The sequence below is a fragment of the Vibrio sp. V04_P4A5T148 genome (assembly GCF_963875605.1).
In the GTDB taxonomy this organism is placed as follows: domain Bacteria; phylum Pseudomonadota; class Gammaproteobacteria; order Enterobacterales; family Vibrionaceae; genus Vibrio; species Vibrio anguillarum.
Genome location: NZ_CAWNMS010000020.1, coordinates 58762 through 85329, shown reverse-complemented (window position 1 = coordinate 85329; position 26568 = coordinate 58762). Strand labels below are relative to the sequence as shown.

Sequence of the window (26568 nt, the reverse complement as noted above, 5' to 3'; positions counted from 1 at the left end):
AATCTGAAATGGTAATGTGGTCTTGCACTTGGGTATTATTTTGACCATCGGGATAAAGCCAACACAGCTGATCACTGTTCGGTTCGACGACAAAAATAGGCCATTGATAGCTACGGAACACCTCATAAACGGATAATAAACGATGTCTCAAACCACAACTTGCGTTCAGCTTGACTTCGTCGTATCTGGCTTTCAAATCTTCCGCTAAAAACTGGATAGCTTGTTTGATTGCTGAGGTATTGGAACCCGATGGGATTTCAAAAAACTCAGAAGTGATGTCGCGCTGACTCAATACCGAGTGTAAACGTAAATACATTGATTTTTGGTCTTGATCACCGATGAAGACAATGTGCGAACTTACCGTTCGATTATCAAGCAGGGGAGTAACCAAGCGAATAGGGTCTTGGTCGATAATGCCAACATGAACAGCCATAGATCATCCTCATGTTTGGCTTGCAAAGAGTAGGAGGTAGATAATAATGCGCAAGCCGATAGTTATCATATAACGATGTGGCATCAAAAAAACAAGGGCGACTTTAGATTAAAAGCCGCCCTTGAGACATAATTTACATGTAACTTACAAATGGGGTTGAGTTTGTTAACGGTCACTCATAATGTAAAACGATGGACTAATTCATTCTGCTGATTAGCAAGCTGAGTTAGGTTGGCGCTTGCCTGTGCAATTTGAGACATGGCTTGATAGCTACCATCTGCGATTAAATTAATATCCTCGATACTGCGTGCAATGTCACCGGTTGTTTCACTTTGCTCGGCGGCCGCCTGTGTAATATGAGTACTCATCTGACTGATTTCTAGAATTAACGCTTGGATCTCTTCCATTGCGCTATTCGCCGTTGATGCTTGCTCGACAGAAAGTTCCATATCAGTCATGCAGCTTTCAATAACAGTACTGGCAGAAGATGAGCTGGATTGCAAGTTGCTGATCATACTTTCAATTTCAGACGTCGAATCCGTTGTGCGTTTTGCCAAAACACGAACTTCGTCAGCTACGACTGCAAACCCGCGCCCTTGCTCTCCAGCACGAGCAGCTTCAATCGCGGCATTGAGCGCCAATAAGTTGGTTTGTTCTGCAATGTTACGAATCACATCCAAGATAGAACCAATTTGGCTGCTCATTTTTTGCAGTTCACCGACAGCATCAACCGATTGATTTAAGCGAGTCTCCAATTGATTAATAGTAGTGATATTGTCACTCATAATTTTACGGCCCGATTCAGAAGCCGATTCAACTTTCTGCACCATCTCTAGCGAACTTTGAGCACTTTGCGCTACTTCTTGTACTGAATGAGCCATTTCCGTCATTGCGGTTGCCACGCTCGCGGTTTGCTCACGTTGGGTGCTGAGTTGTGACTGTGCTTTTGAAGAGGTGGTTTGGTTGTGGTTAGCTGTGTTGGTTAAATTTTCAGAAGCATCATTCAACTGCACCAAAATATGGTGCAAATTATCTGCTAGCGAATTGATGTGGCCACTTAAGCGACTAAACTCGTTGTTGTAACGAATTTCAATGCGTTGTGTCATATCTCCTTTTGTCAGCCCTTCTAGCGTTTTGAGTATACGATTTAACGGCTCACGAACACTTTGCGCAATGTGGTAACCAATACCCGTAGCCACTAGCACAACCGCAATACCAATCACGATCGCTTTAATAACTCCTTGCTTATAGACTTCCCCGGCTTCTCGCAGAGAGGCATTTAAACCGTCGGTCGCAGTATCGTTAAAAGAGTCTAAAATCGTCATTGCTTTATCGACCTCGATAGCCAAATTCGCAATGTTTTCATAAAGGGCTGTTTTCGCTAGTAAGTAACTATTGTGTTGATCAAGCACACCACCCTTTTGCCCAATATCTTGAGAGAATTTTTGGACAAGATCGTCAAAGGTTTTTTTCAGTTCAGGTAATTGGGTCGATAAGCCTCGGTAAGCGTAGTTGAGGTGCGTGACCGCTTTTTTATTCATGGTGACGGCCTTGTCAACAAAGGCGACATCCGAACTGGCCAAAGCGTCTGAAGTGATTAATTCCGCATCTTTCAATTTAATGAAATAACTTTTCGCCATGACTTTAACTGAAATACTATTTTGCCCATCGACAAAATCTTTCATTCCGGTGCTTAAATCGGCATGAAGTCTTTGAAATTCACGAGTTGATTTTTGCACTTGAGCTTGCGCCTCAAACATCGCCTGATAATTATTCATGGCTTGTTCTGCTTCTGAAAAGTAGCGGAGTTCCATCTGTTTAAGTTGGCTTATCCGCTCTTCAAGAGAGGGGTTCATTGCACTTGCTTGTTGGAGCTGGTTTAGCACGTCAGCAAAATCTTGTTTTGCTTTAGCAAATTCTGAACGCATCACATTCATGCGATCTTGGTTTTGTGTCGTCAAAAAGTCCTTAAAAGATTTATCGGCAGAAAGCAGTTGAACACTTGTTTTGTTTGACAAAGAAACGAGCGGTAAGGCGGTGGTTGATACACTTTCGAAATTAGAATGAATTTGATTCATTCCTCCCATCATAATGGCGGTCGTTACTGCAAACATGATGATGATCAGTGTGAAACCAGCGTACATTCGCCTAATCACTGAACCCTTCATAATCCTCTCCCTAGAAAAATAGTGTTTTGTTTTAAAAAATAACAAAATAATGAGTATTGTATTGAATGTGAGACGTACATTTTATGACGGGCCTGGCAAAACGCATTTTTTATATTAGTGTTCTGTCATTTATGCTACGCGTACGGTGTTTTTTATTGAGCTTTTGACAGGGTTCACGCATACTCAAATCCAACTACACACCTATTATATTCAGTAGCATTAAGGTCAAATTAGTGTCGGTTCTATCGGTTGTCGATATGTTGTCGTGACCCACTTAGGTATTAGCCTTGAACCACTTATCTCGATCTAATGTACTTTGATGTGACTGCGTAATCCTATTTATTAGTGGAGTATTTCATGGCTGAAGAAACCATTTTTAGCAAAATTATCCGTAAAGAAATTCCTGCAGATATCCTCTATCAAGATGATTTAGTGACCGCCTTTCGGGACATTAACCCTAGAGCGCCTAGCCATATTCTTATCATTCCCAATGCGTTTATTCCGACGACCAACGATGTTGAACCTGAGCATGAAGCGGCTATGGGACGTATGTTTACAGTGGCAAAAAAAATCGCTCAACAAGAAGGTATTGCACAAGATGGCTATCGCTTGATAGTGAATTGTAACGCTCATGGTGGTCAAGAGGTTTACCACATTCATATGCACTTGGTTGGCGGTCGCCCGTTGGGTCCGCTTTTGATGAGCTAATGCATGGGTCGCCCAGCCACTATTGGGCGCTCGATTGATACGATTAGAGTTAAATATGGAGTATTGAGTGAAGCGTTACGTGCGACATATTACGGTTTTTTTATCGCCTTTTTTTCTCAATGCCTGTGCTAATTTTTCTGCGGGGAACTTGTTTAGTCATTACAGCGCTCAAAATGGCGCTGTCTATCAGTCAGTTAAATCTGGGCAGTATCAAGATGCGGAGAATGAACTTGCGGAATTTGTCGCGGGTGACATTCTAGACAATCTGGAAAAAGGGCGAGTCCATTTTCTTAACCAGAATTATGTAGACAGTAAGCGTAGTTTCGAATTGAGTGATTCTGCGGTTAAAATTCAACAAGATAAGGCATTGATTTCACTAAGTGATACGGCGACAAGTGTCGGTGCGTTGGCTGTGAATGATAACTTGATGGAATACGTTCCTGCGGATTATGAACTCGGTTTTTTACATCTTTATCTCGGTTTGAATTATTTACAACAGAATGATTTGGATGGAGCTCTGGTTGAAGTTCGGCGAGCGAATCAGGTACAAGAGCAAGCAAGGCAGGCTAGAGATGCGGAACTTGAAAAGGCGCAAAAAGAGCTAAAATCACAAGGTGTGACACCAAACTTAGGCAGCGTACTAGCAAACTACCCTGATGCAGGAAAAGCTTTGCAGGCGGTGCAGAATGGTTACCTTTTTTACCTTTCTGCTTTGCTTTATGAAGCCTCTGGTGATGTTAACAGTGCCTATGTCGACTATCGACGCGCTTTGGCAGTCACTCCCGATAATATTGAGGTTATAGAGGGAACATTACGCGTTGCGAAACGATTAGGGATGAGAGAAGACCTAATCCAATTAGAGAAACGCTACGGGAAATCTCATTCACTGACTGCTTCTCAAGGTCGTGTGCTTATAATAGAAGAGCAGAGTGTGGTGAAAGCCTTAGATAGCTGGCGTCAATCTTTACCCTTGTATGACAGCAGAGGAAATGGTGCATTGTATTCTCTTGCCTTACCTTATTATCCGAATACACCCGATGAATCATTTTCATCACTGAAGATGAATGACAAAGTACTCACTTCTCATTTTCTGACGGATGTGAATTTAATGGCAAGGCGAAACTTGTCTGAGAAAATGCCCTCTATAGTAATAAGGCAAGTGTTGAGAGTACTGGCGAAAGATCAATTGCGCAAAGAAGCGGCCAAAGATGACAATGTTGGTAATTTAGTCTTCAACGTTTGGAATCTGCTGACAGAGCAGCCCGATACGCGCAGTTGGCTAACGCTGCCAGGGCTGGTGCAAACGGCCAGTCTGCAAGTCAATGCAGGCGAGCAACGAATAAAGGTGGGAGAGCAAGAATATCAGTTTTCTGTACCGGAAAAAGGCACCACTTTGGTGTGGGTTTCTCGTCAGGGACGTCATTCAACCATCTGGCATAAACAACTAGGAAGATTGTAATGAAAAAGTGGATATTGGGACTGTTAGTCACATTCTCATTGATTGGATGTGCTGAAAATACCGCAGGATTAAGAGTTGATGGCGCTTCGCAAAAAGTGCTATTTGGCGACAATGTATTAGGTAATCGCTTGGTTGTTGAAGACATTGCAACTAACCAAGTGGATGGTCATACGAGGGGACTTGTGCGTTTAGTGAGTCATTACCAAGGTGACCAAATTATCGAGTACCGTTTTTCTTGGTATGACGATGATGGGCTTGAAGTCAATAACAGACAAAGTCCTTGGAAACAAAAGATCATCAGTGGGATGGAGACGGTGTCGTTGTCGGAGATTTCTGTCAATCCAAATGGAAAACAGTTTCGCGTACAGATCCGTGGGTCAAATAATTAAATTGGGAAAGTAAGGAACCAATATGAACAAAAGTATTATCGCATTGCTAGGGCTCGCTGTCATTTTGGGCGGCTGTTCAAATAAAGTCAGCTACGGAGATGCACAATCCGTTGAAACGACGACAGTTGATTTTGGTTCAACAGATTTACAAAAAATCGCGGGGGAAATGGTTGATAGCATGATGATGTCAGGTTCGGTAGCAGCGATTACCCGTGATTCTCGTCCTATCGTGTTTGTTGAGCGAATCAAAAATAAAACCAGTGAGCACATTGATACTGAATCTATCACTGACACCATCAGTACTAAGATGTTGAATTCAGGTAAGTTCCGCTTCGTCGACATGGATCGTGTTGAAGCCGTGCGCGAACAGCTCAATTTCCAAAATAATGATGAGTTGGTCAACCAAAGTACCGCCGTTCAGTTTGGCAAAATGGTTGGCGCACAATATATGCTGTATGGCAACTTGTCGAGTATTGTGAAAAACGCAAGCAGTGATAAAGATGTATATTACAAAATGACGATGCGTTTAATGGATCTTCAAAGCGGCCTTATTGAATGGGCAGATGAAACCGAAATTCGTAAACAGCAGTCAAAAAGTTTACTCGGTTTTTAATCACAAAATTGAGTAATTGAGAGAAGAGGTCCTTATGGCGAGAATGTCTTGGCGTGAAGCTTGTCAGCTTGATCGTACCTTAACGTCGCTAGAAGGATTCTTCTCTGCTCCCCCTGATTACGCACAAACGCTGACAGGGGGGTTAACAAACCGATGTTGGAAAATTGTCACGGAGGAACGCAGCTTTGTTTGGCGGCCTAATACGCCGATCACTCAAGCCTTTTCCATTTCGCGTTTTCAAGAATATCAAATTCTCTCTGCTATCGAATCTTCTCACTTAGGCCCCAAGCCACTTTCCATTAATGATCAAGGATTATTGGTTGAATGGATTGATGGCCAATCCCTTACTGGTGGTTTACCTTTCGATTCTCTATTAAAAACACAGATAAAGATCCATAATCTCAGTACAGCACGCATCCCAGTTGCCCCTTTCAGTTTTATCGCTCGGGTTGATCATTATTGGCTACAGCTCAAAGCTGAGTATAAAAGTGAGGACTTGTCGGCTTTATATCAACGTTGGCGCACCGCACCTAACCTTGCTGATGTTGGTCAGACTTTGTGTCACTTTGATTTAGCTGGCTACAATATGGTTAAAACCGATGAAGGTAACCGCGTGATTGATTGGGAATACGCCTCAATTGCCGACCCCCGACTCGACCTGGCTTTAAGCATTGATGTTGCAGAAGAAAAACCATTAGAGGCGGTCTACCGTTATTGTCAATTGCGTGAGATTGTGGGGGTCGATGATTGGGTCGAAGGAGTGGTGGCTTGGCATCCAAGAGCAACAATGATGGCCATGTTATGGTATTTGTTAGCACATCAATTATGGGGTGATGACTATTATCGCCAACAAGCCGAACATCTAAAACGCACATTATGTAGCTAGGATCACTGTTTCGTCGTTTTGTTGCAGTAAATTAAGGTTAAAGTCTTTGAAACCACAATCTTCGTGGTAGATTAAAAACCTCAAGGAGTGGGGAGTTATTATGATTATTTATCTGCACGGTTTTGATTCAACAAGCCCAGGAAACCATGAAAAAGTACTGCAATTGCAATTTATTGACAGCGATGTCCGTTTTATTAACTACAGTACACAGCATCCCAAACACGATATGCAGCATCTTCTAAAAGAAGTGCATAAAGTGATTGAGTTGTCTGATGACCCACATCCGATTATTTGTGGTGTAGGCCTCGGCGGCTTCTGGTCTGAGCGGATTGGATTCTTATGCGGAATTAAGCAAGTGGTGTTTAATCCTAACTTGCATCCGGAAACAAACATGACTGGACGCATCGATCGCCCTGAAGAGTATGAAGATATTGCGACTAAGTGTGTTGAGCAATACAGGGTAAAAAATAAAGGACGCTGTTTAGTGATTTTATCTAAAGAAGATGAAATTCATGACAACAGCAAAACAGCAGCAGAGCTCGAAAACTACTACGATATCATTTGGGATGAAACCCAGAACCATAAGTTCAAGAAAATCTCACAGCATTTGCAAGCGATGAAGGCATTTAAAGAATCAAATTAAGCATCCGTGCATCATAGTTTCGACTGAACGACTCACAATTGTGAGTCGTTTTTTTATTGCCCAACACCTCTATATCTCGTAGTGAAATAGGGGAATTCTTTGGTTGCACCATGAGTTTTGCTCTATATAATGATTAAACTATAAATATTTTGATAAATATCAAAAAAAATTGAGAGCAAGTCTTAAATTTGCCTAATTTGTGTGTAGTTACATGCATTTATCCTAATGAAACGTGCTGCGAAGATAGCTTCATTTGCTGAACAAGATTTATCTGAAGCAAGCGCATTACTGAGAATTCCTTCAGTGTGAGATTTCACGCTGAATCATGTTTATTTCTTTTTGAGGATTATTGTTGTGACACGAATTATCGTAGTCGGTGGTGGCGCGGGTGGTTTAGAGCTCGCGACTAAACTTGGTCGCACTCTTGGCCGTAAAAATCGCGCAGAAATCACATTAGTGGATCGTAAAGCAAGCCACTTATGGAAACCGTTATTGCATGAAGTGGCAACGGGTTCATTAGATGAAGGAGTGGATGCGCTAAGCTATCGCGCTCACGCAAAAAATCATCGTTTTGATTTCCAAATGGGTAGTCTTGCTGACATCGATCGTGAACGCAAAGTGATTGTTCTTAGTGAATTGCAAGATGAGCATGGTGAATTGTTAATGCCAAGTCGTGAGCTTGAATATGACATTTTGGTGCTGGCAATCGGTTCAACGTCTAACGACTTCAATACTCCAGGAGTTCGTGAGCATTGTATCTTCCTTGATAGCCCTGAACAGGCAAATCGTTTTCGTACTGAAATGAACAATGAGTTTCTAAAACTTCATGCGAAAAATGGTAACGGTACAGTTGATATTGCGATTGTTGGCGCAGGTGCAACGGGTGTTGAATTATCTGCAGAGCTACATAATGCAGTAAAAGAGCTGCGGACTTATGGTTTTGGCGATCTTGATTCAAGCAAACTGAATGTCAACCTTGTGGAAGCGGGTGAGCGTATTCTACCCGCTCTTCCACCTCGCATTTCTAGTGCTGCGCATAGCGAATTAACGAAATTAGGTGTCAACGTTCGTACTGCGACTATGGTCACGCGAGCAGATAAGGATGGCCTAATAACTAAAGATGGCGAAAAGATTCCCGCTCAGATCATGGTGTGGGCTGCTGGCATCAAAGCACCGGATTTTATGAAAGAGATTGCTGGTTTGGAAACAAACCGCATTAATCAGTTAGTGGTAAAAAACACCTTACAAACCACAAGAGATGACGATATTTTTGTGATCGGTGATTTAGCACAATGTACACAAGCCGATGGTTCATTTGTGCCACCTCGTGCACAAGCAGCGCACCAAATGGCAAGCCAAGCGTTCAAGAATATTGTTGCTAAGCTTAACGGGCGTGAGCTCAAACCGTATGTTTATAAAGATCACGGTTCGTTGGTTTCATTAAGTCGTTTTTCTACCGTTGGTAGCTTAATGGGTAATTTAACCAAAGGCTCGATGATGGTTGAAGGTCGTATTGCGCGAGTCGTGTACATTTCTTTGTATCGCATGCACCAAATGGCGCTGCACGGTATGTTCAAAACAGGGTTGATGATGTTAGTTGGCCGTATTAATCGTGTGTTGCGTCCAAACTTAAAGCTTCACTAATATTCCCAGCGTACTGGCTATAAAAAAGCCTCGCCTTTGTTAAAAGGCGAGGCTTTTTTTGTCATCCCACCACCACCGCCTTGGGCGATAGTGGTGGTTATATCAAATTCAAGTTATTTAATGGTACTTGAGCGATAAGTGTTATGTGTTAGCCAACTATGCTGAGCATTGGTTGGTACTGAGCCATCTTGGTTAATGTTTGAGAAATGGAACGAATGTTGGTTCCAAATTCTCGTTGCATTTTCCCATGGTTTATCAGCATCGGCTGATTCATAAACGTAGACGCCGTGGTTGATTGCGCTTTCTTTTGCATAATCATTTGCGACCACAATAAGCGATGCATTGTTGTTGCCTTCGAGATCCGCCACAACAGGATATTCCCACAAGGTGTTCGACGAGTTAGCAATCGTTGCTAATACTGCTCCCGTGCGCCCATCAAGAATACGGACTCTCAGAAGATCTTGTACGATAACTTCATCAATGCCATCACCAGTGAAATCGTAAGCCGAGACACCAATTTTACCGCTGTTATAGTCATCATTTGCTACAGACCAAACTTTGCTACCTTGTGCATTATACATATCAACAGCATGATAACCTGCATAGACAATACCAGTGTTCAGGTAACTATCATTAATGCTTTCCCCAACAACAAACTGAACTGCATTAACGTGTTTTTTGAAGGTAAAGATAGGTTTTGGTTTGCTCCAAACATTTAAGCCTACCAATTGGGTATTGCTTGGGACTGTGTATCGTTCAGTGGTTGCTTTGCTCTTCATGACGGGAACAGCATAAGGAATCGTTTTAGTTTTCCAAACAGGAGCTAGGTAAGAAACTGTTTTGGTATGCCAGCCAAAGAACCAGTAAGAAACTTGTTTTGTTCTCCACTCCAATCCAAGGTATGGAACTTCTTTGGTTCGCCACTCTAATGCTGGGTATTTAAAGGCTGAGTCTTTTGAACCTAACGTTATTTTCGAACCATCATTGAGAGTGAATTCCATCTCGAGTACGCCATATGTCCACCACGTTTTATATTTGCCGTAGGTTACATCGACAGAGCGGACTTTGCTTGCATCAATAGTATGCAGTGAACCGCCTTGACCACCCACCATATTACTTGCTGTTGATCCAATAGCGTCAATCAGATCTCCTGAGCGGATTTTAAGTTGGTTGTCATCTGCTATTTTAACTGGATGGCTGTGATGTAAATGGGTATATCCATAAACAGGGGACTTAGCTATTTCATTGGTAGAGTTAGTTGCTGCATTACCAAGGAAATTAGAGATAGCTTGTACACCACCGCCTGGGTTTTCAAGGTTATTAACCTCCCATTTTACTGAGCCGTCATGCTCTAATACAGCAAAGCTACTATTTTGTGCAGAGCCTTTCGAGGCCGGAACTGATACCACAATTTCTGGTTTATTGTCGCTATCTAAGTTGGCAACGGAAGAAAACCAAACCGTATCATTCGCTTGATATTGCCAAGTAAATGAGCCATCGCTTTTATAAAGAGCGCCGTTTGAAAATACTTCTTGGATACCATCGCCATCCGCATCAAAACTGATCGGTGATGGAGCCCACTCTAAACTAAATAGCAAACCAGTATCGTAATTATAAACACCATCGGCAGAGAGAATATCAATTGAACCATCATTGTTTAAATCAGATAGTGAAATTGCGCCAACCGAGCGCCATCCAGAAGCACTCTTCAGGATTTGTTTTTTTATCTGACCTTCATTATCTAATATATTGATGTAAGGGCTGATTGTGCTCGTTGTCACAATTTCAACTACACCATTACCATCAAGATCTGCAACAGCAGGAGAGTAGCGAGCATCGGCTATAATGCCACCATTATCGTACGACCAAAGCTCAGAACCATCGATACCACTTAGTGCCCTAACTAATCCACCTTGCGTATATTTATTACCTTCAAAAGTAATAACGATAATATCAGCGATATCATTCTCGTCGATTTTTCCATCACCATTATCATCATTTAACTGAGCAACGATAGGTGCCGCCATAACTTGGTTAGACTCAGGTTTAAATGAACTGCCTTGCCAAGACCATTTTAATTGGGTGTTTATCTCACTAGGGCTTGATGCGATTGCAATGTTACTTGCTGTGATACTGCCTATTGACAGTAGCCCGACCGCACATAACGAAAATTTAGAAGTCATTAGGTAACATCTCTCTCAGTATGTTTGTGTAAATTCCGATTTAAATTGATGTTGTTAACCTGTGCTCTACTTCAACGATAGGTATTACGGTAAATGAGTCGAACATGGCACAACACGAGATGGGGAGATTATCAAGACTTAATAAGAGGGATTCAATCCTACATGGCTCTCATAAATGAGAGGTCTTAAAAATGAAACACTCACTAATGAAATACATTGTCAGTTTAACTTTTAGAAGATCACGTACCCAAACCATTGGAACGGTCTGTAGGAGGGTTGTGTTATTGGTTTTAATAAGAATAGTTAACAACAGAATAGCTCTAACCGGTAAGGATATTAAATCAGTGAGCTAAACTGTATGAGAGATGAATAAAAGAAAAAACGCCCAGGCAGGGCGCTTTGTTAGGCTTTATTCTGCAACGCGGCGAACTTGAATGATCATTCCCATTAATGGATGGTCTAGATAGTGGGTTTCGTTGCTGCGCATACGGCGTTTTTGGTCCATCCGATAGCTCTTTAAAAACTCTTCCTTTTCCACTGTTGGGGAGATAGCTTCTAGGTTTCCAAGTTGAACCTCGGCATTTTGCTCTTCAGGTGTAATGTCTAACTCCAATGATTTACTTTGGAGCACGATTTCTCGCACACTCGGGGCTTTAAGGTCGAGCGTGGTTTCAGCATAAAGATAGTGCTGCACATAGATTTGCAATTTACCGTCGAGTTCGTAAAGGGGACTCGCGATGCTTTGTTCTAGCACTCCGTTTACTGGCGATTCTTCTAGTACGGCTACTTTTTCACTGCCGTCAGTATTGAATTTAGCGGAGTAATCTTTACCCGCCTGAATATGGAAAATCGGTGCGGAAGTTCTGCCTTGATCGCCTTGACGCCAAGCCGTATGCAATAGCACTTCAAAGCCGGCGTGGTTTTTCAGTTTTTGTGCTTGGTCGTTAAGTTGGTAGTCGGAAAAAGGCAGCATTTTCACGCCTTTTTCTTGGCGATAGTTTAAGTCACTAAAACTACCCGCGCGTTGAATATTGATCTCAGGCAATGAGTTAGGCCACGACTCACTGACCTTCTCTGCATCAATTGCACGCTTAAAAATGATCACTTCTATGTCAAATTGCCGTTGTGCCAGACTTGGCATCGAAATAAGCAAAAGTAGGAGTGGGATCAGTTTTTTCATTATGGCTCCATCATTTTTTGTGCGTAATTTATGCTCTAGGCATCAGGTTTTGTTGGAATTCGCTGAGCATACTCGACACAAATTGAATTCGTTCACGTCTATCGGCTAATGGTACAGCAAACTTAAACTTAGTTGGCCCTTCCATTGCAAATTTTTTCGGTTGTGATTGCAGAAGTCTAACCAAAAAGACGGGGTTAATGTCAGCATCTGGATAGAACTCAATGTAGCCGCCTTTTTCATGTGCTTCGATTTTCTTCACTTTTATACGTGCAGCATCAATTTTGACTTCAGCAACGCCGAGTAAGTTATTTGCAGCATCAGGTAACTTACCAAAGCGATCAATCAACTCGACTTTGAGCTCGGCGAGCTCATCTCGGCTAGCGACACTCGCTATCTGTTTATACATGGAGATGCGAGTATTTACATCAGGAATGTAATCATCGGGTAATAGCGCTGGCAAACGCATTTCCACTTCGGTTTGTTCACGAAGCAAATCGTCAAGAGAAGGTTCTCTGCCATTTTTTAATGCTTCAACCGCTTGCTCTAGCATCTCCATATAGAGAGTAAAACCAATTGATTGGATCTGACCGCTCTGTTCATCGCCCAATAATTCACCCGCTCCACGGATTTCTAAATCGTGCGTTGCTAGAGTAAAACCGGCTCCAAGATCTTCAAGAGATGCAATCGCTTCTAAACGTTTCACGGCATCTTTAGTGATGGCTTTAGGATGTGGAGTGAGTAAGTAAGCATAAGCTTGATGGTGAGAACGTCCTACTCGGCCACGAAGTTGGTGTAGCTGTGCTAGGCCAAGGTTGTCTGCGCGGTCCATAATGATGGTGTTCGCCGTCGGGACATCAATCCCTGTCTCGATGATGGTGGTGCAGACCAATACGTTGAAGCGTTGGTGATAAAAGTCGTTCATCACTTTTTCCAGCTCACGTTCACGCATTTGTCCATGGGCGACGGTAATTCGAGCTTCAGGGACCAGCTTTTCTAAATCGGCGGCCACTTTGTCGATAGTTTCTACTTGGTTATGTAGAAAATAAACCTGTCCACCGCGCATGATTTCACGTAATACGGCCTCTCGAATCGTATTGTCATCATGCTGGCGTACAAAGGTTTTGATGGCTAATCGTCGTGCGGGTGGTGTGGCGATAATCGATAGATCGCGCATTCCGCTCATCGCCATGTTTAACGTGCGCGGAATNTTGTCCATGGGCGACGGTAATTCGAGCTTCAGGGACCAGCTTTTCTAAATCGGCGGCCACTTTGTCGATAGTTTCTACTTGGTTATGTAGAAAATAAACCTGTCCACCGCGCATGATTTCACGTAATACGGCCTCTCGAATCGTATTGTCATCATGCTGGCGTACAAAGGTTTTGATGGCTAATCGTCGTGCGGGTGGTGTGGCGATAATCGATAGATCGCGCATTCCGCTCATCGCCATGTTTAACGTGCGCGGAATCGGCGTTGCCGTTAGCGTGAGAATATCCACATCAGCACGCATCGCTTTCACTTTTTCTTTTTGGCGAACGCCAAAACGGTGTTCTTCATCAACGATCAAAAGACCAAGATCGCTAAATTTTAGCTCGCTGGAAAGCAGTTTATGCGTGCCAACCAAAATGTCGACTTTGCCGTCGGCGACATCTTGTAGAATCTGCTTTTGCTCTTTTGCTGATTTGAAGCGTGATAAAACTTCGACACGGATCGGCAGGTTAGCGAATCGGTCTCGAAAGTTCTCAAAATGCTGCTGTGCGAGTAAGGTTGTCGGCACTAATACGGCCACTTGTTTATTGTTGTCGGTGCAAACAAAGGCGGCGCGCATGGCGACTTCTGTTTTGCCAAATCCAACGTCACCACACACTAATCGGTCCATCGCTTTTTTCTGACACATGTCCGATAGCACGGCGTTGATAGCTGTATTTTGATCATCGGTTTCTTCAAATGGAAAACCCGCTTTAAAGGTCGCGTATTGACCACGATCCAGAGCGAACTTATAGCCTGGTTTGAGCTCTCGCTTGGCGTAAACATCCAGCAGCTCAGCAGCGACATCACGGACTTTTTCGGCCGCTTTTCGTCGTGCTTTGGTCCATGCTTCACCCCCGAGCTTATGCAATGGTGCGCTTTCTTCCGCGCCGCCAGAGTAACGACTAATGAGATTCAATGAAGCGACAGGGACATAAAGTTTGGCTTCGTTTTGATACTCAAGGGTGACGTATTCGGTCATCATGCCACCCGCTTCAAGCGTCTGTAACCCGAGATAACGGCCGATACCATGATCAATATGAACAACGGGTTGCCCTGGTTTGAGTTCAGCTAAGTTACGAATGACAGCGTCACTATTGGTGACTTTACGATCTTTCTTACGGCGAAGAATGACACGGTCACCGAGTAAATCACTTTCGCAGATGAACGCTAAGTTGGCATTGTTATCAATAAAGCCGTGCTCAGATGCCCCTAATACGAGACATTGTTTTTCTTTTGCTTGGCACGCTTGCTGGAAGGTTTCTTTTTCGATAGGGCGCAGTTTTACGCGTTGCAATAGCTCTAGTAATGCTTCGCGACGGCCTTCTGATTCGACGGAAAAAATGATTTTCCCAGTGAAACTTTCACTAAATTGCCGGATGGCGGCTAAAGGCTCTTTATTTTGATGCATGACCGCCAAGTCGGGTAATGCACTGACCGCTAAATTGATCCGCCCTTGCTTTTCTGAAATCGGTTCCACACTGAGTTGGATCTGAGCCACGTTTTTGAAAAGACTGAAAAGCTCATCTTTTTTAAGCCACAATTCATGAGGTGGCAGCAACGGGCGAAGAGGGTCAACTTTACGCTGCTGGTAACGATATTCGACGTCGGTTAAAAACTGGTCAATCGCTGTTTCGATATTTCCTACGACAATTAGTTGGCTTTCTGGCGCGATATAATCGAACAAAGTTTCGGTGTGTTCAAAAAATAGTGGTTGCCAGTATTCAATACCGGCTGGCCAAATCCCCTTTGAGACTTGCATATAGACAGATTCTGGTTCACGACGCGCTTCAAATCGTTGACGCCAGCGGGTGCGAAAATCTTCAATTGCACTTTCTGTGGTGGGAAATTCATGAGCAGGTAGCAAGCGTATCTCACTGATCTCTTCAATTGAGCGTTGATTCTCAGGATCGAAGGTGCGTATGGTGTCGATTTCATCATCAAAAAAATCAATGCGATAAGGATCGCTGCTGCCCATTGGAAATAAATCAAGAATCGAACCTCGGCTGGCGTACTCGCCAGGGCCAAACACTTGATCAACATGACGATAGCCCGATTTTTCCAGCTGAAGACGCAGTTTATCTAAGGAAAACTGATCGCCAGTTTTAACCAGCAGGGTATGCTGTAGCAGAAATTCTCGCGGCGTCTGACGCTGCAATATGGTGCTCACTGGCACAATGGTAATGCCTGTTTTCAAGCTCGGTAATTGATATAGGCGCGCGATGCGATCAGAAATGATCTCTTGATGAGGCGAAAAACTATCATAAGGCAAAGTTTCCCAATCAGGAAACAGCGCCACTTCGGCGTTACTAAACTGCTCAATTTCGTGCTGCAGCTTTAAGGCGGTTTGAGGATCAGGTACAGCCAGTAAAGTGTGGCTATTATGCTGGTTGGCCAGCTCTGCAATTGCCAACGCAAGGCTTGCACCACGTAGGTTACCAATGTGTTTTTTGTCGCCCGCGCCAGCAGGTTTAATCAGAGTCAGTAAAGAGTGTGTAGTCATGAGAACGCTTATGGTTTATTTCGGTCTAAAGAGCGTTGACGCAGCAATTTTTGCTGCTGGTACAGTGCGGCTTTAATCAAGAGATCTTGGTCAGTATCTCGCAGTAAATCGTATTTCATCGTGATGAGATAGTGTTGCTCGTCCGCTTGGCAATCAATCACCGAACTATAGCAATAAATAGCGGCTGCAGGGTGGTCCAAAAACAGTTTACAGCGGGCTTGGGTACCAATTTCTAGTGCGTTTGGATAACGAAGTGAGAAGCGACTGGCACCAAATGTGCTGGTGATGAAGCGTGAATGTGGCTCATCTTGCTGTGATAACATAAAGGTCAGCAACAAATTCAATTTCGAATTTTGAGTATCAAGTAACTGAACGACGTGCTTGAAATCACTATTTTTCAGTTCTAGTCGTGCACTTTCGGTGAGTGCATCCAACTGGCTAAACTCACTGGCCACAATAAATGGGGCAGGAATCTCCGCTTCAAATATTGATTGGGAAGGTAGCATAAATGTGCTGTCTAAAAGTTCAATATTGGTTGTCAGTCCATAGTGAACCGTAAAAAATTCTTGCTCGGTCATAAAGGCATCCTTCTCATCGCTTTGTTGATTATCGTCATACCGGCGAACTAATCAAGGTATGTCCTTGTTATCGAGTCTATTTAACCGATTTTTGGCAAATTAAAGCTACAACCTTCCACCGTTTCTCGTTACAGTACTGAGCATCACTTTTAGGCGGTTTTTCTTATGTTTCATCCTATTTCGGCGTTCATCGGCTTGCGTTATTTACGTGGGCGATCCGGTGATAGATTCAGTCGATTTGTCTCTTATATGTCTACGGCGGGGATAACCATTGGCGTGATGTCACTGGTGACGGTGCTTTCGGTCATGAATGGTTTTGAATCCCAGCTCAAAAATAGAATTTTAGGTGTGTTGCCTCAGGCTGTAGTTTCGCAAAATGGCGATCGCACTTTGCTCACGCAAGATGTGCCTCAATTCATTAGCCAGCTCTCTAGCGCCAGAGCGGCTGAACCGATTGTACGCAGTGAAGCGGTTGTTCAAAGCTCATCGCAACTGGCCGCAGGCTTGTTGGTGGGAATTGAACCTAATCAAAATGATCCGATTGCGGCGCACTTGATTGCGGGTCAAGTGAGTGCGCTCAAGCCGGGCGAATATCAACTCTTCCTTGGCCATTCACTGGCGCGGGCGCTCAACGTGACAATTGGCGATAAAGTGCGTTTGATGGTCACTTCAGCTAGCCAATTTACCCCCTTAGGTCGTATTCCTGCGCAGCGTAATTTTACAGTCGCAGGCATCTTCAATACGGGGTCTGATGTGGATGGACAGCTGATGCTGACGCACATCAAAGATGCAGCGCGATTGCTCCGTTTACCATCAAATACTGTGTCGGGATGGCGGCTCTTTTTTGATGATCCTTTTGTGGTCGCAGACCTAGCTAGCGCACCTTTGCCTAAGGGATGGCAATGGAGTGACTGGCGAGATCAGCGTGGCGAGTTGTTCCAAGCTGTTCGCATGGAAAAAAATATGATGGGTTTGATGCTTGGGTTGATTGTGGGCGTGGCGGCTTTCAATATCATTTCCGCGTTGATCATGGTGGTGATGGAAAAACAAGCTGAGGTCGCGATTTTGAAAACGCAAGGCATGACAGATCAACAAGTACTGGCCATTTTTATGGTTCAAGGCGCGAGTAGTGGAGTGATTGGTGCGCTTGTCGGTGGTGTGTTAGGCGTATTGCTTGCCAATAACCTCAATGGATTATTAGAAAGCATGGGGGTTGCGCTGTTCTCTGTGGGGGGAACGCTGCCCGTAGTGATTAACCCCATGCAAATTATGTTGGTGGTGATAGCGGCCATCACGCTCAGCTTATTCGCGACACTGTTTCCTTCCTACCGCGCGTCATCCGTAAAACCTGCCGAGGCTTTAAGATATGAATAACCTTTTACAATGCCATAACGTATGCAAAACCTACCAAGAAGGGGAGCTACGGACTCAAGTGCTAAAAGGCGTCAGTTTTGGCATTCAAGCGGGGGAGTTAGTCTCAATTATTGGGACTTCTGGATCTGGGAAAAGTACGTTATTGCACATTCTGGGTGCACTGGATGAGGCAACCGAAGGTTCAGTGTCGTTTTTAGGTCAGGATTTATCGAGCTTAAGCTCCAATAAACAAGCGAACATTCGCAATCAACATTTGGGTTTTGTGTACCAGTTCCACCATTTATTAGCCGATTTCACCGCTCTTGAGAATGTTGCCATGCCGTTGCTTATTGGTGGCCAAAAAGCATCGCGTGCTAAACAGGCCGCGCAAGCATTGTTAGAAAAAGTGGGGTTGGGACATCGTTTATCTCATCGACCCTCTGAGCTCTCTGGTGGAGAGCGGCAGCGGGTAGCGATTGCGCGAGCGCTTGTTAATCAACCCGATTTGGTGTTAGCCGATGAGCCTACGGGCAACCTTGATCACAAAACGGCGCTGGCGATTTATGATTTGATGCGTCAAATGAATCAAGAGTTTGGCACGGCATTTTTAGTGGTAACGCATGATAGCGAACTTGCTGAAAAAATGGACAGACAGATGCACATGCAAGATGGTTTGCTGATTAATGTGGAGGCACCGTAGATGTTCACCTCGCTCTCTTTAGTGATTGGTCGGCGTTTTAGCCTGGCAAAGCAGCGTAATAAAATGGTGTCGTTTATCTCGCTCTCTTCCATTATCGGTATCGCTGTGGGCGTTGCGGTGATCATCGTGGGTTTGTCGGCGATGAATGGTTTTGAGAGAGAGCTGCAGAACCGCGTGTTATCTGTCATTGCACACGGAGAGTTTGAAGGAGTTCAACAACCCATCGCGAACTGGTCGTCATTAGTCAAGCAAGCCGTGCAGCATCCAAAAGTGGAAGCGGCCGCTCCTTATGTAAAATTGACGGCATTAGCGGAGAAAGGCGCGCAACTGAAAGCGATTGAGGTGCGTGGAATTGATCCGCAAATGGAGCGCGCCGTGTCGCGTTTATCTCAATTTGTCTCTTCCGATGCATGGCAAGGTTTTGTCGCAGGTCAGCAACAGGTCATTTTAGGCAAAGGAGTGGCGGATAAATTGGGCGCGGCAGTCGGTGACTATGTCACTTTGATGATCCCCTCTGCGAATGAGAGCGCTAAAGTTCAAGCGCCAAAGCGCGTGCGCGTCAAGGTCTCAGGGCTTTTGGAACTCAATGGCCAAATTGACCACAGCCTTGCGTTAGTGCCATTGGCAGATGCACAAGCTTACGCCAAATTAGGAGAGCGAGTGACGGGCGTTGCTATCAAGGTCTCAGAGGTATTAAATGCAACTCAAATTGTAAGAGAGGTCGGCAATACGCTTGATCAATACGTCTATCTACGCAGTTGGCAGCAAAAATTTGGCTTTTTGTACCGTGATATTCAGCTGGTCAGAACCATTATGTATTTGGTGATGGTGCTGGTGATTGGTGTGGCGAGCTTCAACATCGTTTCAACACTTATGATGGCGGTAAAAGATCGTGCGGCTGAAATCGCCATTTTGCGCACTATGGGCGCGACCGATGGATTAGTGAAACGAATTTTTGTCTGGCAGGGTGTTTTCTCTGGTGTATTAGGCAGTGTGATAGGTGGCGTGTTAGGTGTGCTGATTGCGTGGAATTTAACAGCGTTAATCAAAGGATTAGAACGGTTAGTCGGCCATCAGTTTTTGTCTGGTGATATCTATTTTGTCGACTTTTTGCCATCACAAGTGAACCTATCGGATGTGGTGCTTGTCTCTTCCACGGCGATTGTGTTGAGCCTATTAGCTACTTGGTATCCGGCCTCTCGGGCCAGTCAACTGAATCCGGCGTCTGTGCTTAGCGCTAAATAATCTCAACTCGGATTCTTTTCGTTCATCAGCATTGAGCTATTTTTAGCAAACAAAAAGGACCACTTGGTCCTTTTTCAACATCATGCGACATCGTTTTACATGCTCAGTTGTATAGCCAGTCTCAATCTCTTGAAGCTTTTATCTCGCTTGGCGCTTTTGCCAGCTTCTTACGACAGAATAGCGCCATAAACCGTGAATGCCGAAGTAGCCGATTATGGCGGATATCACTCCGCACATCATGCAACCTAAAAGGAATGGCGGACCAATGGTACTCATTTGTTGCATGATAAAATGCCAAGAGAGTTCAAAGTGAAATGGTTGTGGTGGTGTTTGCATTACCCATGCGCCAAGCTTGTAGGCGAAGTAGAACAGCACTGGCATGGTGATGGGGTTGCTAATCCAGACCAAGGCTACAGAGAGCGGTAAATTGACGCCGCACATAATGGCAAGGCCAGCGGACATGATCATTTGACTCGGAAGTGGAACAAAAGCCATGAACAAACCTACGGCGAAGGCGCCCGCTGCTGAGCGGCGGTTCAAACACCATAAATTGGGGTTGTACAGCACATTGCCAAAAATTTTTAATGCCTTCTGACGCTTAATCACTTCATGGTTAGGCATAAAACGTTTGATGAACTTTCTTGGCATCGTGACATGACTCTCTTATCTAATTACTGGACCCTAGCTTCGTTTTCGCTAACCGCCATTTCTGCTTCTTATTGGCCTTGGATGCCAGATTGGAAATGGATTATGCCTCTATTCGCCATTCTTATACTCTCTGTCGTTTATAGAAAACTGCGCTTTCTCTCAGGAGTAACAATGGCTTTAATGGTCATTGTGATCAGCGGGAACTTATTACGTGAGCAGTCCAACACTATTTTTCAGACAGGTTCGGATATTACCATAAACGGACAGGTTAACAGCTTTTTTAGACAAATTACTCATGGTTATGAAGGAACAATTTCGATTCGATCAATCAATGGTCAAACCTTAGGCATTTTTTTGCGGCCCAAGGTGCGATTAATTGCTCCTTTACCGTTGAAGTATGGTGACGTGGCTGAATTCTCCATCACAGTAAAACCTATCTTTGGTCGGTTAAATGAGACCGGGTTTGATGCAGAGGCGTACTCTTTGAGCCAAGGTATTGTGGCTCGTGCAACGGTTAATAATGGACAGTCTTATCGCATTGAATCATTACCAGAATGGCGAGCACAATGGTACCAGAAGATCAAAACCTGGCTCGCTGATGATCCCAATCTTGGTATTTTAATGGCGCTTACGTTTGGTGAGCGCAGTGATATTTCAACGGCACAGTGGCAAGCATTACGAGACAGTGGGCTGATTCATTTGGTTGCCATTTCTGGTCTGCACATTGGCATCGCGTTTGGTTTTGGTTATAGCCTTGGGCTCGTATTGATGCGTTTGCATCATCGCATGGGGTGGTCGCCATTCGTCGTAGGAAGCTTGTGCGCACTAGGCTATGCTTGGTTGGCTGGCTTTACCTTGCCCACTCAACGCGCACTGATCATGTGTTTGCTTAATGTGGCGATGATTGTCCTCAATGTCCGTATCAATACGTTGCAGCGACTGCTTATGACGTTATCGGCGGTGCTGCTCATCGATCCTTTTGCTGCGTTATCCAGTAGCTTTTGGATGTCCTTTATTGCTGTCTCAGTGGTGTTCTACCAACTTTCTCTACCTCAAACTAATCGATTTTTTTTATGGCGTTTATTGACGATGCAGATTGGGTTAGTGCTGTGTATGCTTCCGGTAACCGCTTATTTTTTCGGTGGGGTCAGTACCAGTGCGGCGCTCTATAACTTAGTGTTTATTCCTTGGTTCAGTTTTGTGGTGGTTCCGGCGATCTTTGTGGCTTTAGTCTGTACGTTTTTGACTTTTGATGGCGCACCTATGGTGTGGCATTGGGTGGCCAAATTGCTCATTCCAGTTGATTGGTCAATACATTATTCAAGCCTCAGTTGGTTTCCTATTTCTGGGGCTGTTTTGGCTCTGTTGAGCAGTGCTCTGTTGCTGTTTGTGTTTTCACCGTTGATCTCGCGTTTTGCACTTGCGGTTTACAGCCTCATTGTGATGGTTTCTTGGCTCACCATTCCGATAAAAACAGGTTGGCGGATTGATGTGTTAGATGTTGGGCATGGGTTAGCGGTGTTGATCGAAAAAGAAGGACGCTACGTGCTTTATGATACTGGTGCAAGTTGGCAAGGTGGTGATCACATCCAAGCAACAGTTGCCCCCGTGTTAAACAAACGGGGAGCTACGCAATTAGACGGGTTGATTTTGAGTCACTTGGATAACGACCATGCAGGTGGAAGAGCGGAAGTTGAGCGTGTTTGGCAGCCCAAATGGAAACGTGCTAGTCAAACGATAGCGGGTTACCAACCTTGTATTGCTGGCGAACAATGGCAGTGGCAACAACTCTCTTTTGATGTTATCTGGCCACCAAAAACTGTAGCGCGGGCTTACAATCCTCACTCTTGCGTGATTCGAATCTTTGACCAAAATACCGGTTTTTCAGTGCTTTTACCCGGGGATGTGGATGCTATGAGTGAGTGGTTACTTGCGCGAACAGAGCAATCCTTACAAAGTCATATCCTGCTTGTACCACACCACGGTAGTAGGACATCTTCTACTGTTGCTTTGATTCGTAAGGTGAATCCTGAGGTCGCTATTGCCTCGCTCGCCAAAGGCGGACGCTGGCAATTACCTTCCGCACAGGTTGTTCAACGCTACCAGCAACATGGAGCAAACTGGTTGGATACGGGTGAAGCAGGGCAAATTAGCGTTATTTTTGGCATGCAGAATTATCAAGTTAGCAGCTTGCGTATCTCTCGCTCTCAGGCTTGGTATAGGCAGATGCTCCGTAACGAGGTAGAATGAGCGCAATATTTTCTTAAAAACAAAGCATTTCTATGTCACTCAATACTGACGAAACCACTTGGCAAACCTTCAAACGCCTGTGGACCTATATCCGCCTATATAAATCTGGCCTAGCAGTTGCGGTTGTCGCATTGATTATTAATGCGGTCTCTGACACCTATATGGTGTCGTTACTTAAGCCTCTTCTAGATGAAGGATTTGGTAATGCGGAATCCGATTTCTTGCGAGTGCTGCCTTTTATTATTTTAGGGATGATGGCGCTGCGTGGTTTAAGTGGCTTTGTCTCCTCGTACTGCTTGAGCTGGGTTTCTGGCAATGTCGTGATGTTGATGCGTCGAAAAATCTTCAATCAATTCATGCACATGCCTGTCAGTTTTTTTGATAGAGAATCAACAGGTGGCCTGTTATCACGTATCACCTATGATTCAGAGCAAGTGGCTGGGGCGACCAGTCGTGCATTGGTCAGCATTGTTCGCGAAGGTGCGAGTATCATCGGCCTATTGACCTTGATGTTTTGGAATAGCTGGCAGTTATCTTTGGTATTAATCGTGGTTGCGCCAGTGGTTGCGATGGGGATTGGTATTGTCTCTAAACGTTTTCGCAAGATCTCAAAAGGGATGCAGACCACCATGGGTGATGTGACCTCTTCAGCAGAGCAGATGCTAAAAGGGCACAAAGTCGTACTGAGCTATGGTGGACAAGACGTAGAGCGTAAACGTTTTGACCATGTCAGCAATCAAATGCGTCAACAAACAATGAAGCTGGTTGCGGCGCAGTCCACTGCTGACCCTATTATTCAAATGATTGCTTCTTTAGCACTTGTCACTGTGCTGTTTTTAGCCAGCGTTGATTCTATTCGTGCCGAATTAACACCAGGTACTTTTACGGTGGTGTTCTCGGCAATGTTTGGCTTGATGCGACCACTGAAAGCGTTAACGAGTGTTACCTCCGATTTCCAACGTGGTATGGCGGCCAGCCAAACATTATTTGAGCTGATTGATTTAGAAACCGAGCGCGACACTGGCCAGTTTGAAGCCGAAAAAGTACGTGGTGACGTTAGAGTTCAGGATGTGACCTTTACTTATCAAGGTAAAGAAAAACCAGCGCTGTCTCATGTGAGCTTTGAGATCCCTCAAGGTAAAACAGTCGCGCTTGTTGGGCGTTCCGGCTCAGGGAAAAGTACTATCGCGAGCCTCTTGACTCGTTTTTACGATGTCGATTCAGGTGCTATCTATCTAGATGATCATGATATTCGCGATTATAAACTGAAGAACTTGCGCACCCACTTTGCGCTGGTTTCGCAAAATGTTCACCTCTTCAACGATACCATTGCCAATAATATTGCTTACGCGGCAGAAAATGAGTATACGCGTGAGCAAATTGAGCACGCGGCTAGGCTTGCTCATGCCATGGAGTTTATCAATAACATGCCTGATGGCTTGGATACCATGATTGGTGAGAATGGAGCCAGTTTATCGGGTGGTCAACGTCAACGAGTAGCGATTGCACGAGCGTTATTACGTGATGCACCCGTACTTATCCTAGATGAGGCGACTTCTGCGTTGGATACAGAATCTGAGAGAGCGATTCAATCAGCACTTGAAGAGCTACAAAAGAATAAAACGGTATTGGTCATTGCGCACCGCTTGTCGACGATTGAAGAAGCCGATGAAATTCTAGTGGTCGATGAGGGTGAAATTATCGAACGTGGTCATCATGCTCAGTTAATTGCACAGGATGGGGCGTATGCCCAACTACATCGAATTCAATTTGGTGACTAATCAGTGATTGAAAAAATCTGGTTCGGACATCACCCAGCGTGTTTTTTGTTGTGGCCACTGTTGTGGCCACTGAGTGTCTTGTTTCTGTTGGTCAGTCAAGCACGTAAGCGAGCATTCCAAGCGAACAAAAAAGAGCGCTATAAGGCTCCCGTTCCTGTGGTGGTGGTGGGTAATATTACTGCGGGTGGTAATGGTAAAACACCGTTGGTTGTATGGTTAGTGGAAGCTTTACAAGAACAAGGCTTCAAACCAGGAGTTGTTTCGCGTGGGTATGGTGGTAAGGCTCCGGTTTATCCATTAGTGCTGCAAAGTGATACGCCAACCGCTCACTGCGGTGACGAACCTAAATTGATTCACCAGCGCACGGGGGCTCCGGTTGCTGTTGCACCAAAGCGCTCACAAGCAGTGCAAGCCCTGCTTCCGTTGGGTGTTGATGTGATCATCACTGACGATGGCCTTCAGCACTATGCATTGGAGCGTGATCTCGAATTTGCAGTCGTGGACGGCGTTCGTCGCTTCGGTAATGAGCAGTTCATGCCTTTAGGTCCGTTAAGAGAGCCACTCTCTCGGTTAGCGGAAGTTGATTTTATTGTGACTAATGGCGGTCAAGCTCAATATGGCGAATTGGCTATGCACCTTTCACCTAGCTTAGCCGTTAACTTAGTGACAGGTCAGCAAGCGCCAGTGAGCCAGTTACCTGCATTAGTGGCTTTTGCTGGCATTGGTTATCCCACGCGCTTTTTTAATACATTAGAAGCTTTAGGTGCAAAGACAGTATTGACCCAAGGTTTTGCTGATCACCGAGAGTATCAATATTCAGAATTAGAGGCGCTTGCGCAACATGGAGCAAACGTCATCATGACAGAAAAAGACGCAGTGAAATGTGCGGCCTTTGCACAAGAAAACTGGTGGTATCTTCCCGTTTCTGCGCAATTTAGTTCGCCAGATGAAAGGCGTATTTTGGACAAAATAAAAGAGGTAATGGAATCATATGGATCACCGTCTGCTTGAAATTGTAGCTTGCCCTGTATGTAAAAGTAAGTTGACTTATGATAAAGAAAATCAAGAGCTTATTTGTAAGTTAGATCGTTTGGCCTACCCAATAAAAGAAGGGATTCCTGTGTTGCTTGAGCCAGAAGCGCGTAGCATGACGATGGATGAGGGACGATAATGGCTTTCACCGTTATTATCCCTGCTCGTTATCAGTCAACTCGCTTACCTGGCAAACCTTTGGCTGATATCGGCGGTAAACCCATGATTCAGTGGGTTTATGAGCAAGCGTTACAATCGGGAGCTGAGCAGGTCGTTATTGCTACTGATGATGCTCGTGTTGAAGCGGCTGTCCATGCGTTTGGTGGCAATGTTTGTATGACATCATCACATCACGAGTCCGGTACTGAGCGTTTAGCCGAAGTGGTGAAATTAATGGGCATTGCCGATCACCACATTATTGTTAACGTACAAGGTGATGAGCCACTCATTCCACCGAGCATCATCAAGCAGGTCGCTAACAATTTAGCCAACAGTAGCGCGCCAATGGCGACTTTAGCGGTTGAAATTACTGATCAAGCTGAAGTGTTTAACCCTAACGCGGTTAAAGTGGTAACAGATCAAGAGGGTTACGCGCTGTATTTCAGCCGTGCGACAATTCCTTGGGATAGAGACAATTTTGCAACTGGTGGTCAAACGGTGATTCAGCCATTGCTACGTCATATTGGTATTTACGCTTATCGGGCTGGTTTCATCAATACTTATATCAACTGGCAACCCAGTTTACTTGAGAAAATTGAGTGTTTAGAGCAGCTTCGAGTACTGTGGTATGGTGAAAAAATTCACGTTGCCGTTGCTAAAGAAGCACCGCCTGCAGGGGTTGATACACCAGAGGATCTTGAATTGGTTCGTGCTCTCGTTAGTTCACATAACGCTTAAACTGTTTGAACTTACGCCCAGTTCGAAGG

The 26568-nt window shown here is 44.5% G+C and carries 20 protein-coding genes and 3 pseudogenes; 15 read left to right on the top strand and 8 right to left on the bottom strand.

Annotation, left to right across the window (positions count from 1 at the left end):
- Both AACT18_RS02360 and AACT18_RS02355 read right to left on the bottom strand, forming a co-directional pair.
- Positions 1–433, bottom strand: a pseudogene (locus AACT18_RS02360) (Card1-like endonuclease domain-containing protein); the annotation flags it as partial.
- 176 nt (positions 434–609) lie between these two features.
- On the bottom strand, positions 610–2601 hold the full coding sequence (locus AACT18_RS02355) for a methyl-accepting chemotaxis protein (RefSeq protein WP_026027184.1): 1992 nt from the start codon (positions 2599–2601) through the stop codon (positions 610–612).
- Positions 2602–2958: 357 nt separating this feature from the next.
- On the opposite strand from AACT18_RS02355, the gene hinT reads away from it, so the two are divergent.
- The 7 genes from hinT to AACT18_RS02320 all read left to right on the top strand — a co-directional run bounded on the left by hinT (position 2959) and on the right by AACT18_RS02320 (position 8943).
- A complete protein-coding gene (gene hinT / locus AACT18_RS02350; protein WP_026027183.1) occupies positions 2959–3309 on the top strand; it encodes a purine nucleoside phosphoramidase in 351 nt (116 codons plus the stop codon).
- A gap of 67 nt (positions 3310–3376) precedes the next feature.
- Positions 3377–4768 carry a COG3014 family protein gene (locus tag AACT18_RS02345; protein WP_094124894.1) on the top strand — a complete coding sequence of 464 codons (1392 nt, stop codon included), beginning with the start codon at positions 3377–3379 and terminating at the stop codon, positions 4766–4768.
- Positions 4768–5157 carry a YcfL family protein gene (locus tag AACT18_RS02340; protein ID WP_013856520.1) on the top strand — a complete coding sequence of 130 codons (390 nt, stop codon included), beginning with the start codon at positions 4768–4770 and terminating at the stop codon, positions 5155–5157. Before AACT18_RS02345 ends, AACT18_RS02340 begins: the two co-directional genes overlap by 1 nt.
- Before the next feature lie 22 nt (positions 5158–5179).
- The gene (gene lpoB, locus AACT18_RS02335; RefSeq protein ID WP_094124893.1) at positions 5180–5770 is read left to right on the top strand and encodes a penicillin-binding protein activator LpoB; all 591 of its coding nucleotides are present in this window, start codon (positions 5180–5182) and stop codon (positions 5768–5770) included.
- A gap of 34 nt (positions 5771–5804) precedes the next feature.
- Positions 5805–6656 carry a phosphotransferase gene (locus AACT18_RS02330; protein WP_038172104.1) on the top strand — a complete coding sequence of 284 codons (852 nt, stop codon included), beginning with the start codon at positions 5805–5807 and terminating at the stop codon, positions 6654–6656.
- Positions 6657–6756: 100 nt separating this feature from the next.
- Positions 6757–7299: an alpha/beta hydrolase YcfP gene (ycfP, locus tag AACT18_RS02325; protein ID WP_013856523.1), complete on the top strand. Its 543-nt coding sequence runs from the start codon at positions 6757–6759 to the stop codon at positions 7297–7299.
- 354 nt (positions 7300–7653) lie between these two features.
- Positions 7654–8943 carry an NAD(P)/FAD-dependent oxidoreductase gene (locus AACT18_RS02320; protein WP_094124892.1) on the top strand — a complete coding sequence of 430 codons (1290 nt, stop codon included), beginning with the start codon at positions 7654–7656 and terminating at the stop codon, positions 8941–8943.
- A gap of 113 nt (positions 8944–9056) precedes the next feature.
- Here the strand turns inward: AACT18_RS02320 and AACT18_RS02315 are convergent, their stop codons facing one another.
- The 5 genes and pseudogenes from AACT18_RS02315 to AACT18_RS02295 all read right to left on the bottom strand — a co-directional run bounded on the left by AACT18_RS02315 (position 9057) and on the right by AACT18_RS02295 (position 16633).
- Positions 9057–11126, bottom strand: a complete 2070-nt coding sequence (locus AACT18_RS02315; protein WP_094124891.1) for a beta-prism lectin domain-containing protein — start codon at positions 11124–11126, stop codon at positions 9057–9059.
- Positions 11127–11535: 409 nt separating this feature from the next.
- Entirely contained in the window at positions 11536–12306 is a 771-nt protein-coding gene (locus AACT18_RS02310; protein ID WP_094125269.1) for a peptidoglycan binding protein CsiV, read from the bottom strand.
- A 28-nt stretch (positions 12307–12334) separates the two neighbouring features.
- A pseudogene (locus AACT18_RS02305) lies at positions 12335–13513 on the bottom strand (TRCF domain-containing protein); the annotation flags it as partial.
- A gap of 13 nt (positions 13514–13526) precedes the next feature.
- A pseudogene (mfd, locus tag AACT18_RS02300) lies at positions 13527–16055 on the bottom strand (transcription-repair coupling factor); the annotation flags it as partial.
- 8 nt (positions 16056–16063) lie between these two features.
- Positions 16064–16633, bottom strand: a complete 570-nt coding sequence (locus tag AACT18_RS02295; protein WP_017048079.1) for a hypothetical protein — start codon at positions 16631–16633, stop codon at positions 16064–16066.
- Between the two features lie 165 nt (positions 16634–16798).
- On the opposite strand from AACT18_RS02295, the gene lolC reads away from it, so the two are divergent.
- The 3 genes from lolC to lolE are packed head-to-tail and all read left to right on the top strand — an operon-like array spanning position 16799 to position 19931.
- Complete coding sequence (lolC, locus tag AACT18_RS02290; protein WP_094125267.1) at positions 16799–18007, top strand: lipoprotein-releasing ABC transporter permease subunit LolC; 1209 nt, start codon at positions 16799–16801, stop codon at positions 18005–18007.
- Positions 18000–18686 carry a lipoprotein-releasing ABC transporter ATP-binding protein LolD gene (gene lolD, locus AACT18_RS02285; protein WP_013856530.1) on the top strand — a complete coding sequence of 229 codons (687 nt, stop codon included), beginning with the start codon at positions 18000–18002 and terminating at the stop codon, positions 18684–18686. The genes lolC and lolD overlap by 8 nt, the downstream gene beginning before the upstream one ends.
- Complete coding sequence (lolE, locus tag AACT18_RS02280; protein ID WP_013856531.1) at positions 18687–19931, top strand: lipoprotein-releasing ABC transporter permease subunit LolE; 1245 nt, start codon at positions 18687–18689, stop codon at positions 19929–19931. It abuts the gene before it with no gap.
- Between the two features lie 138 nt (positions 19932–20069).
- On the opposite strand, the gene AACT18_RS02275 is transcribed toward lolE, so the two are convergent.
- Complete coding sequence (locus AACT18_RS02275) at positions 20070–20579, bottom strand: DUF2062 domain-containing protein (RefSeq protein WP_010319231.1); 510 nt, start codon at positions 20577–20579, stop codon at positions 20070–20072.
- Between the two features lie 6 nt (positions 20580–20585).
- Here AACT18_RS02275 and AACT18_RS02270 point away from each other — a divergent pair, with 6 nt between their 5' ends.
- From AACT18_RS02270 to kdsB, 5 genes are read left to right on the top strand one after another with little or no spacing between them, the layout of a single operon-like run.
- Positions 20586–22829 (top strand): DNA internalization-related competence protein ComEC/Rec2, encoded by a 2244-nt coding sequence (locus tag AACT18_RS02270; protein ID WP_094125266.1) that lies wholly within the window; start codon positions 20586–20588, stop codon positions 22827–22829.
- Between the two features lie 32 nt (positions 22830–22861).
- A complete protein-coding gene (gene msbA, locus AACT18_RS02265) occupies positions 22862–24610 on the top strand; it encodes a lipid A ABC transporter ATP-binding protein/permease MsbA (protein WP_013856533.1) in 1749 nt (582 codons plus the stop codon).
- Positions 24611–24613: 3 nt separating this feature from the next.
- Positions 24614–25621: a tetraacyldisaccharide 4'-kinase gene (gene lpxK / locus AACT18_RS02260; RefSeq protein ID WP_088732649.1), complete on the top strand. Its 1008-nt coding sequence runs from the start codon at positions 24614–24616 to the stop codon at positions 25619–25621.
- Positions 25602–25781, top strand: a complete 180-nt coding sequence (locus tag AACT18_RS02255; protein ID WP_013856535.1) for a Trm112 family protein — start codon at positions 25602–25604, stop codon at positions 25779–25781. Before lpxK ends, AACT18_RS02255 begins: the two co-directional genes overlap by 20 nt.
- The gene (kdsB, locus tag AACT18_RS02250; protein ID WP_094125265.1) at positions 25781–26539 is read left to right on the top strand and encodes a 3-deoxy-manno-octulosonate cytidylyltransferase; all 759 of its coding nucleotides are present in this window, start codon (positions 25781–25783) and stop codon (positions 26537–26539) included. The genes AACT18_RS02255 and kdsB overlap by 1 nt, the downstream gene beginning before the upstream one ends.
- The last annotated feature ends 29 nt before the right edge of the window (positions 26540–26568 follow it).

Excerpts from the sequence above, each read along its gene's own strand:
- AACT18_RS02355 (WP_026027184.1), bottom strand. The coding sequence starts at position 2,601 with ATGAAGGGTTCAGTGATTAGGCGAATGTACGCTGGTTTCACACTGATC.
- hinT (WP_026027183.1), top strand. The coding sequence starts at position 2,959 with ATGGCTGAAGAAACCATTTTTAGCAAAATTATCCGTAAAGAAATTCCT.
- AACT18_RS02340 (WP_013856520.1), top strand. The coding sequence starts at position 4,768 with ATGAAAAAGTGGATATTGGGACTGTTAGTCACATTCTCATTGATTGGA.
- lpoB (WP_094124893.1), top strand. The coding sequence starts at position 5,180 with ATGAACAAAAGTATTATCGCATTGCTAGGGCTCGCTGTCATTTTGGGC.
- AACT18_RS02330 (WP_038172104.1), top strand. The coding sequence starts at position 5,805 with ATGGCGAGAATGTCTTGGCGTGAAGCTTGTCAGCTTGATCGTACCTTA.
- ycfP (WP_013856523.1), top strand. The coding sequence starts at position 6,757 with ATGATTATTTATCTGCACGGTTTTGATTCAACAAGCCCAGGAAACCAT.
- AACT18_RS02315 (WP_094124891.1), bottom strand. The coding sequence starts at position 11,126 with ATGACTTCTAAATTTTCGTTATGTGCGGTCGGGCTACTGTCAATAGGC.
- AACT18_RS02310 (WP_094125269.1), bottom strand. The coding sequence starts at position 12,306 with ATGAAAAAACTGATCCCACTCCTACTTTTGCTTATTTCGATGCCAAGT.
- AACT18_RS02295 (WP_017048079.1), bottom strand. The coding sequence starts at position 16,633 with ATGACCGAGCAAGAATTTTTTACGGTTCACTATGGACTGACAACCAAT.
- lolC (WP_094125267.1), top strand. The coding sequence starts at position 16,799 with ATGTTTCATCCTATTTCGGCGTTCATCGGCTTGCGTTATTTACGTGGG.
- lolD (WP_013856530.1), top strand. The coding sequence starts at position 18,000 with ATGAATAACCTTTTACAATGCCATAACGTATGCAAAACCTACCAAGAA.
- lolE (WP_013856531.1), top strand. The coding sequence starts at position 18,687 with ATGTTCACCTCGCTCTCTTTAGTGATTGGTCGGCGTTTTAGCCTGGCA.
- AACT18_RS02275 (WP_010319231.1), bottom strand. The coding sequence starts at position 20,579 with ATGCCAAGAAAGTTCATCAAACGTTTTATGCCTAACCATGAAGTGATT.
- AACT18_RS02270 (WP_094125266.1), top strand. The coding sequence starts at position 20,586 with ATGACTCTCTTATCTAATTACTGGACCCTAGCTTCGTTTTCGCTAACC.
- msbA (WP_013856533.1), top strand. The coding sequence starts at position 22,862 with ATGTCACTCAATACTGACGAAACCACTTGGCAAACCTTCAAACGCCTG.
- AACT18_RS02255 (WP_013856535.1), top strand. The coding sequence starts at position 25,602 with ATGGATCACCGTCTGCTTGAAATTGTAGCTTGCCCTGTATGTAAAAGT.
- kdsB (WP_094125265.1), top strand. The coding sequence starts at position 25,781 with ATGGCTTTCACCGTTATTATCCCTGCTCGTTATCAGTCAACTCGCTTA.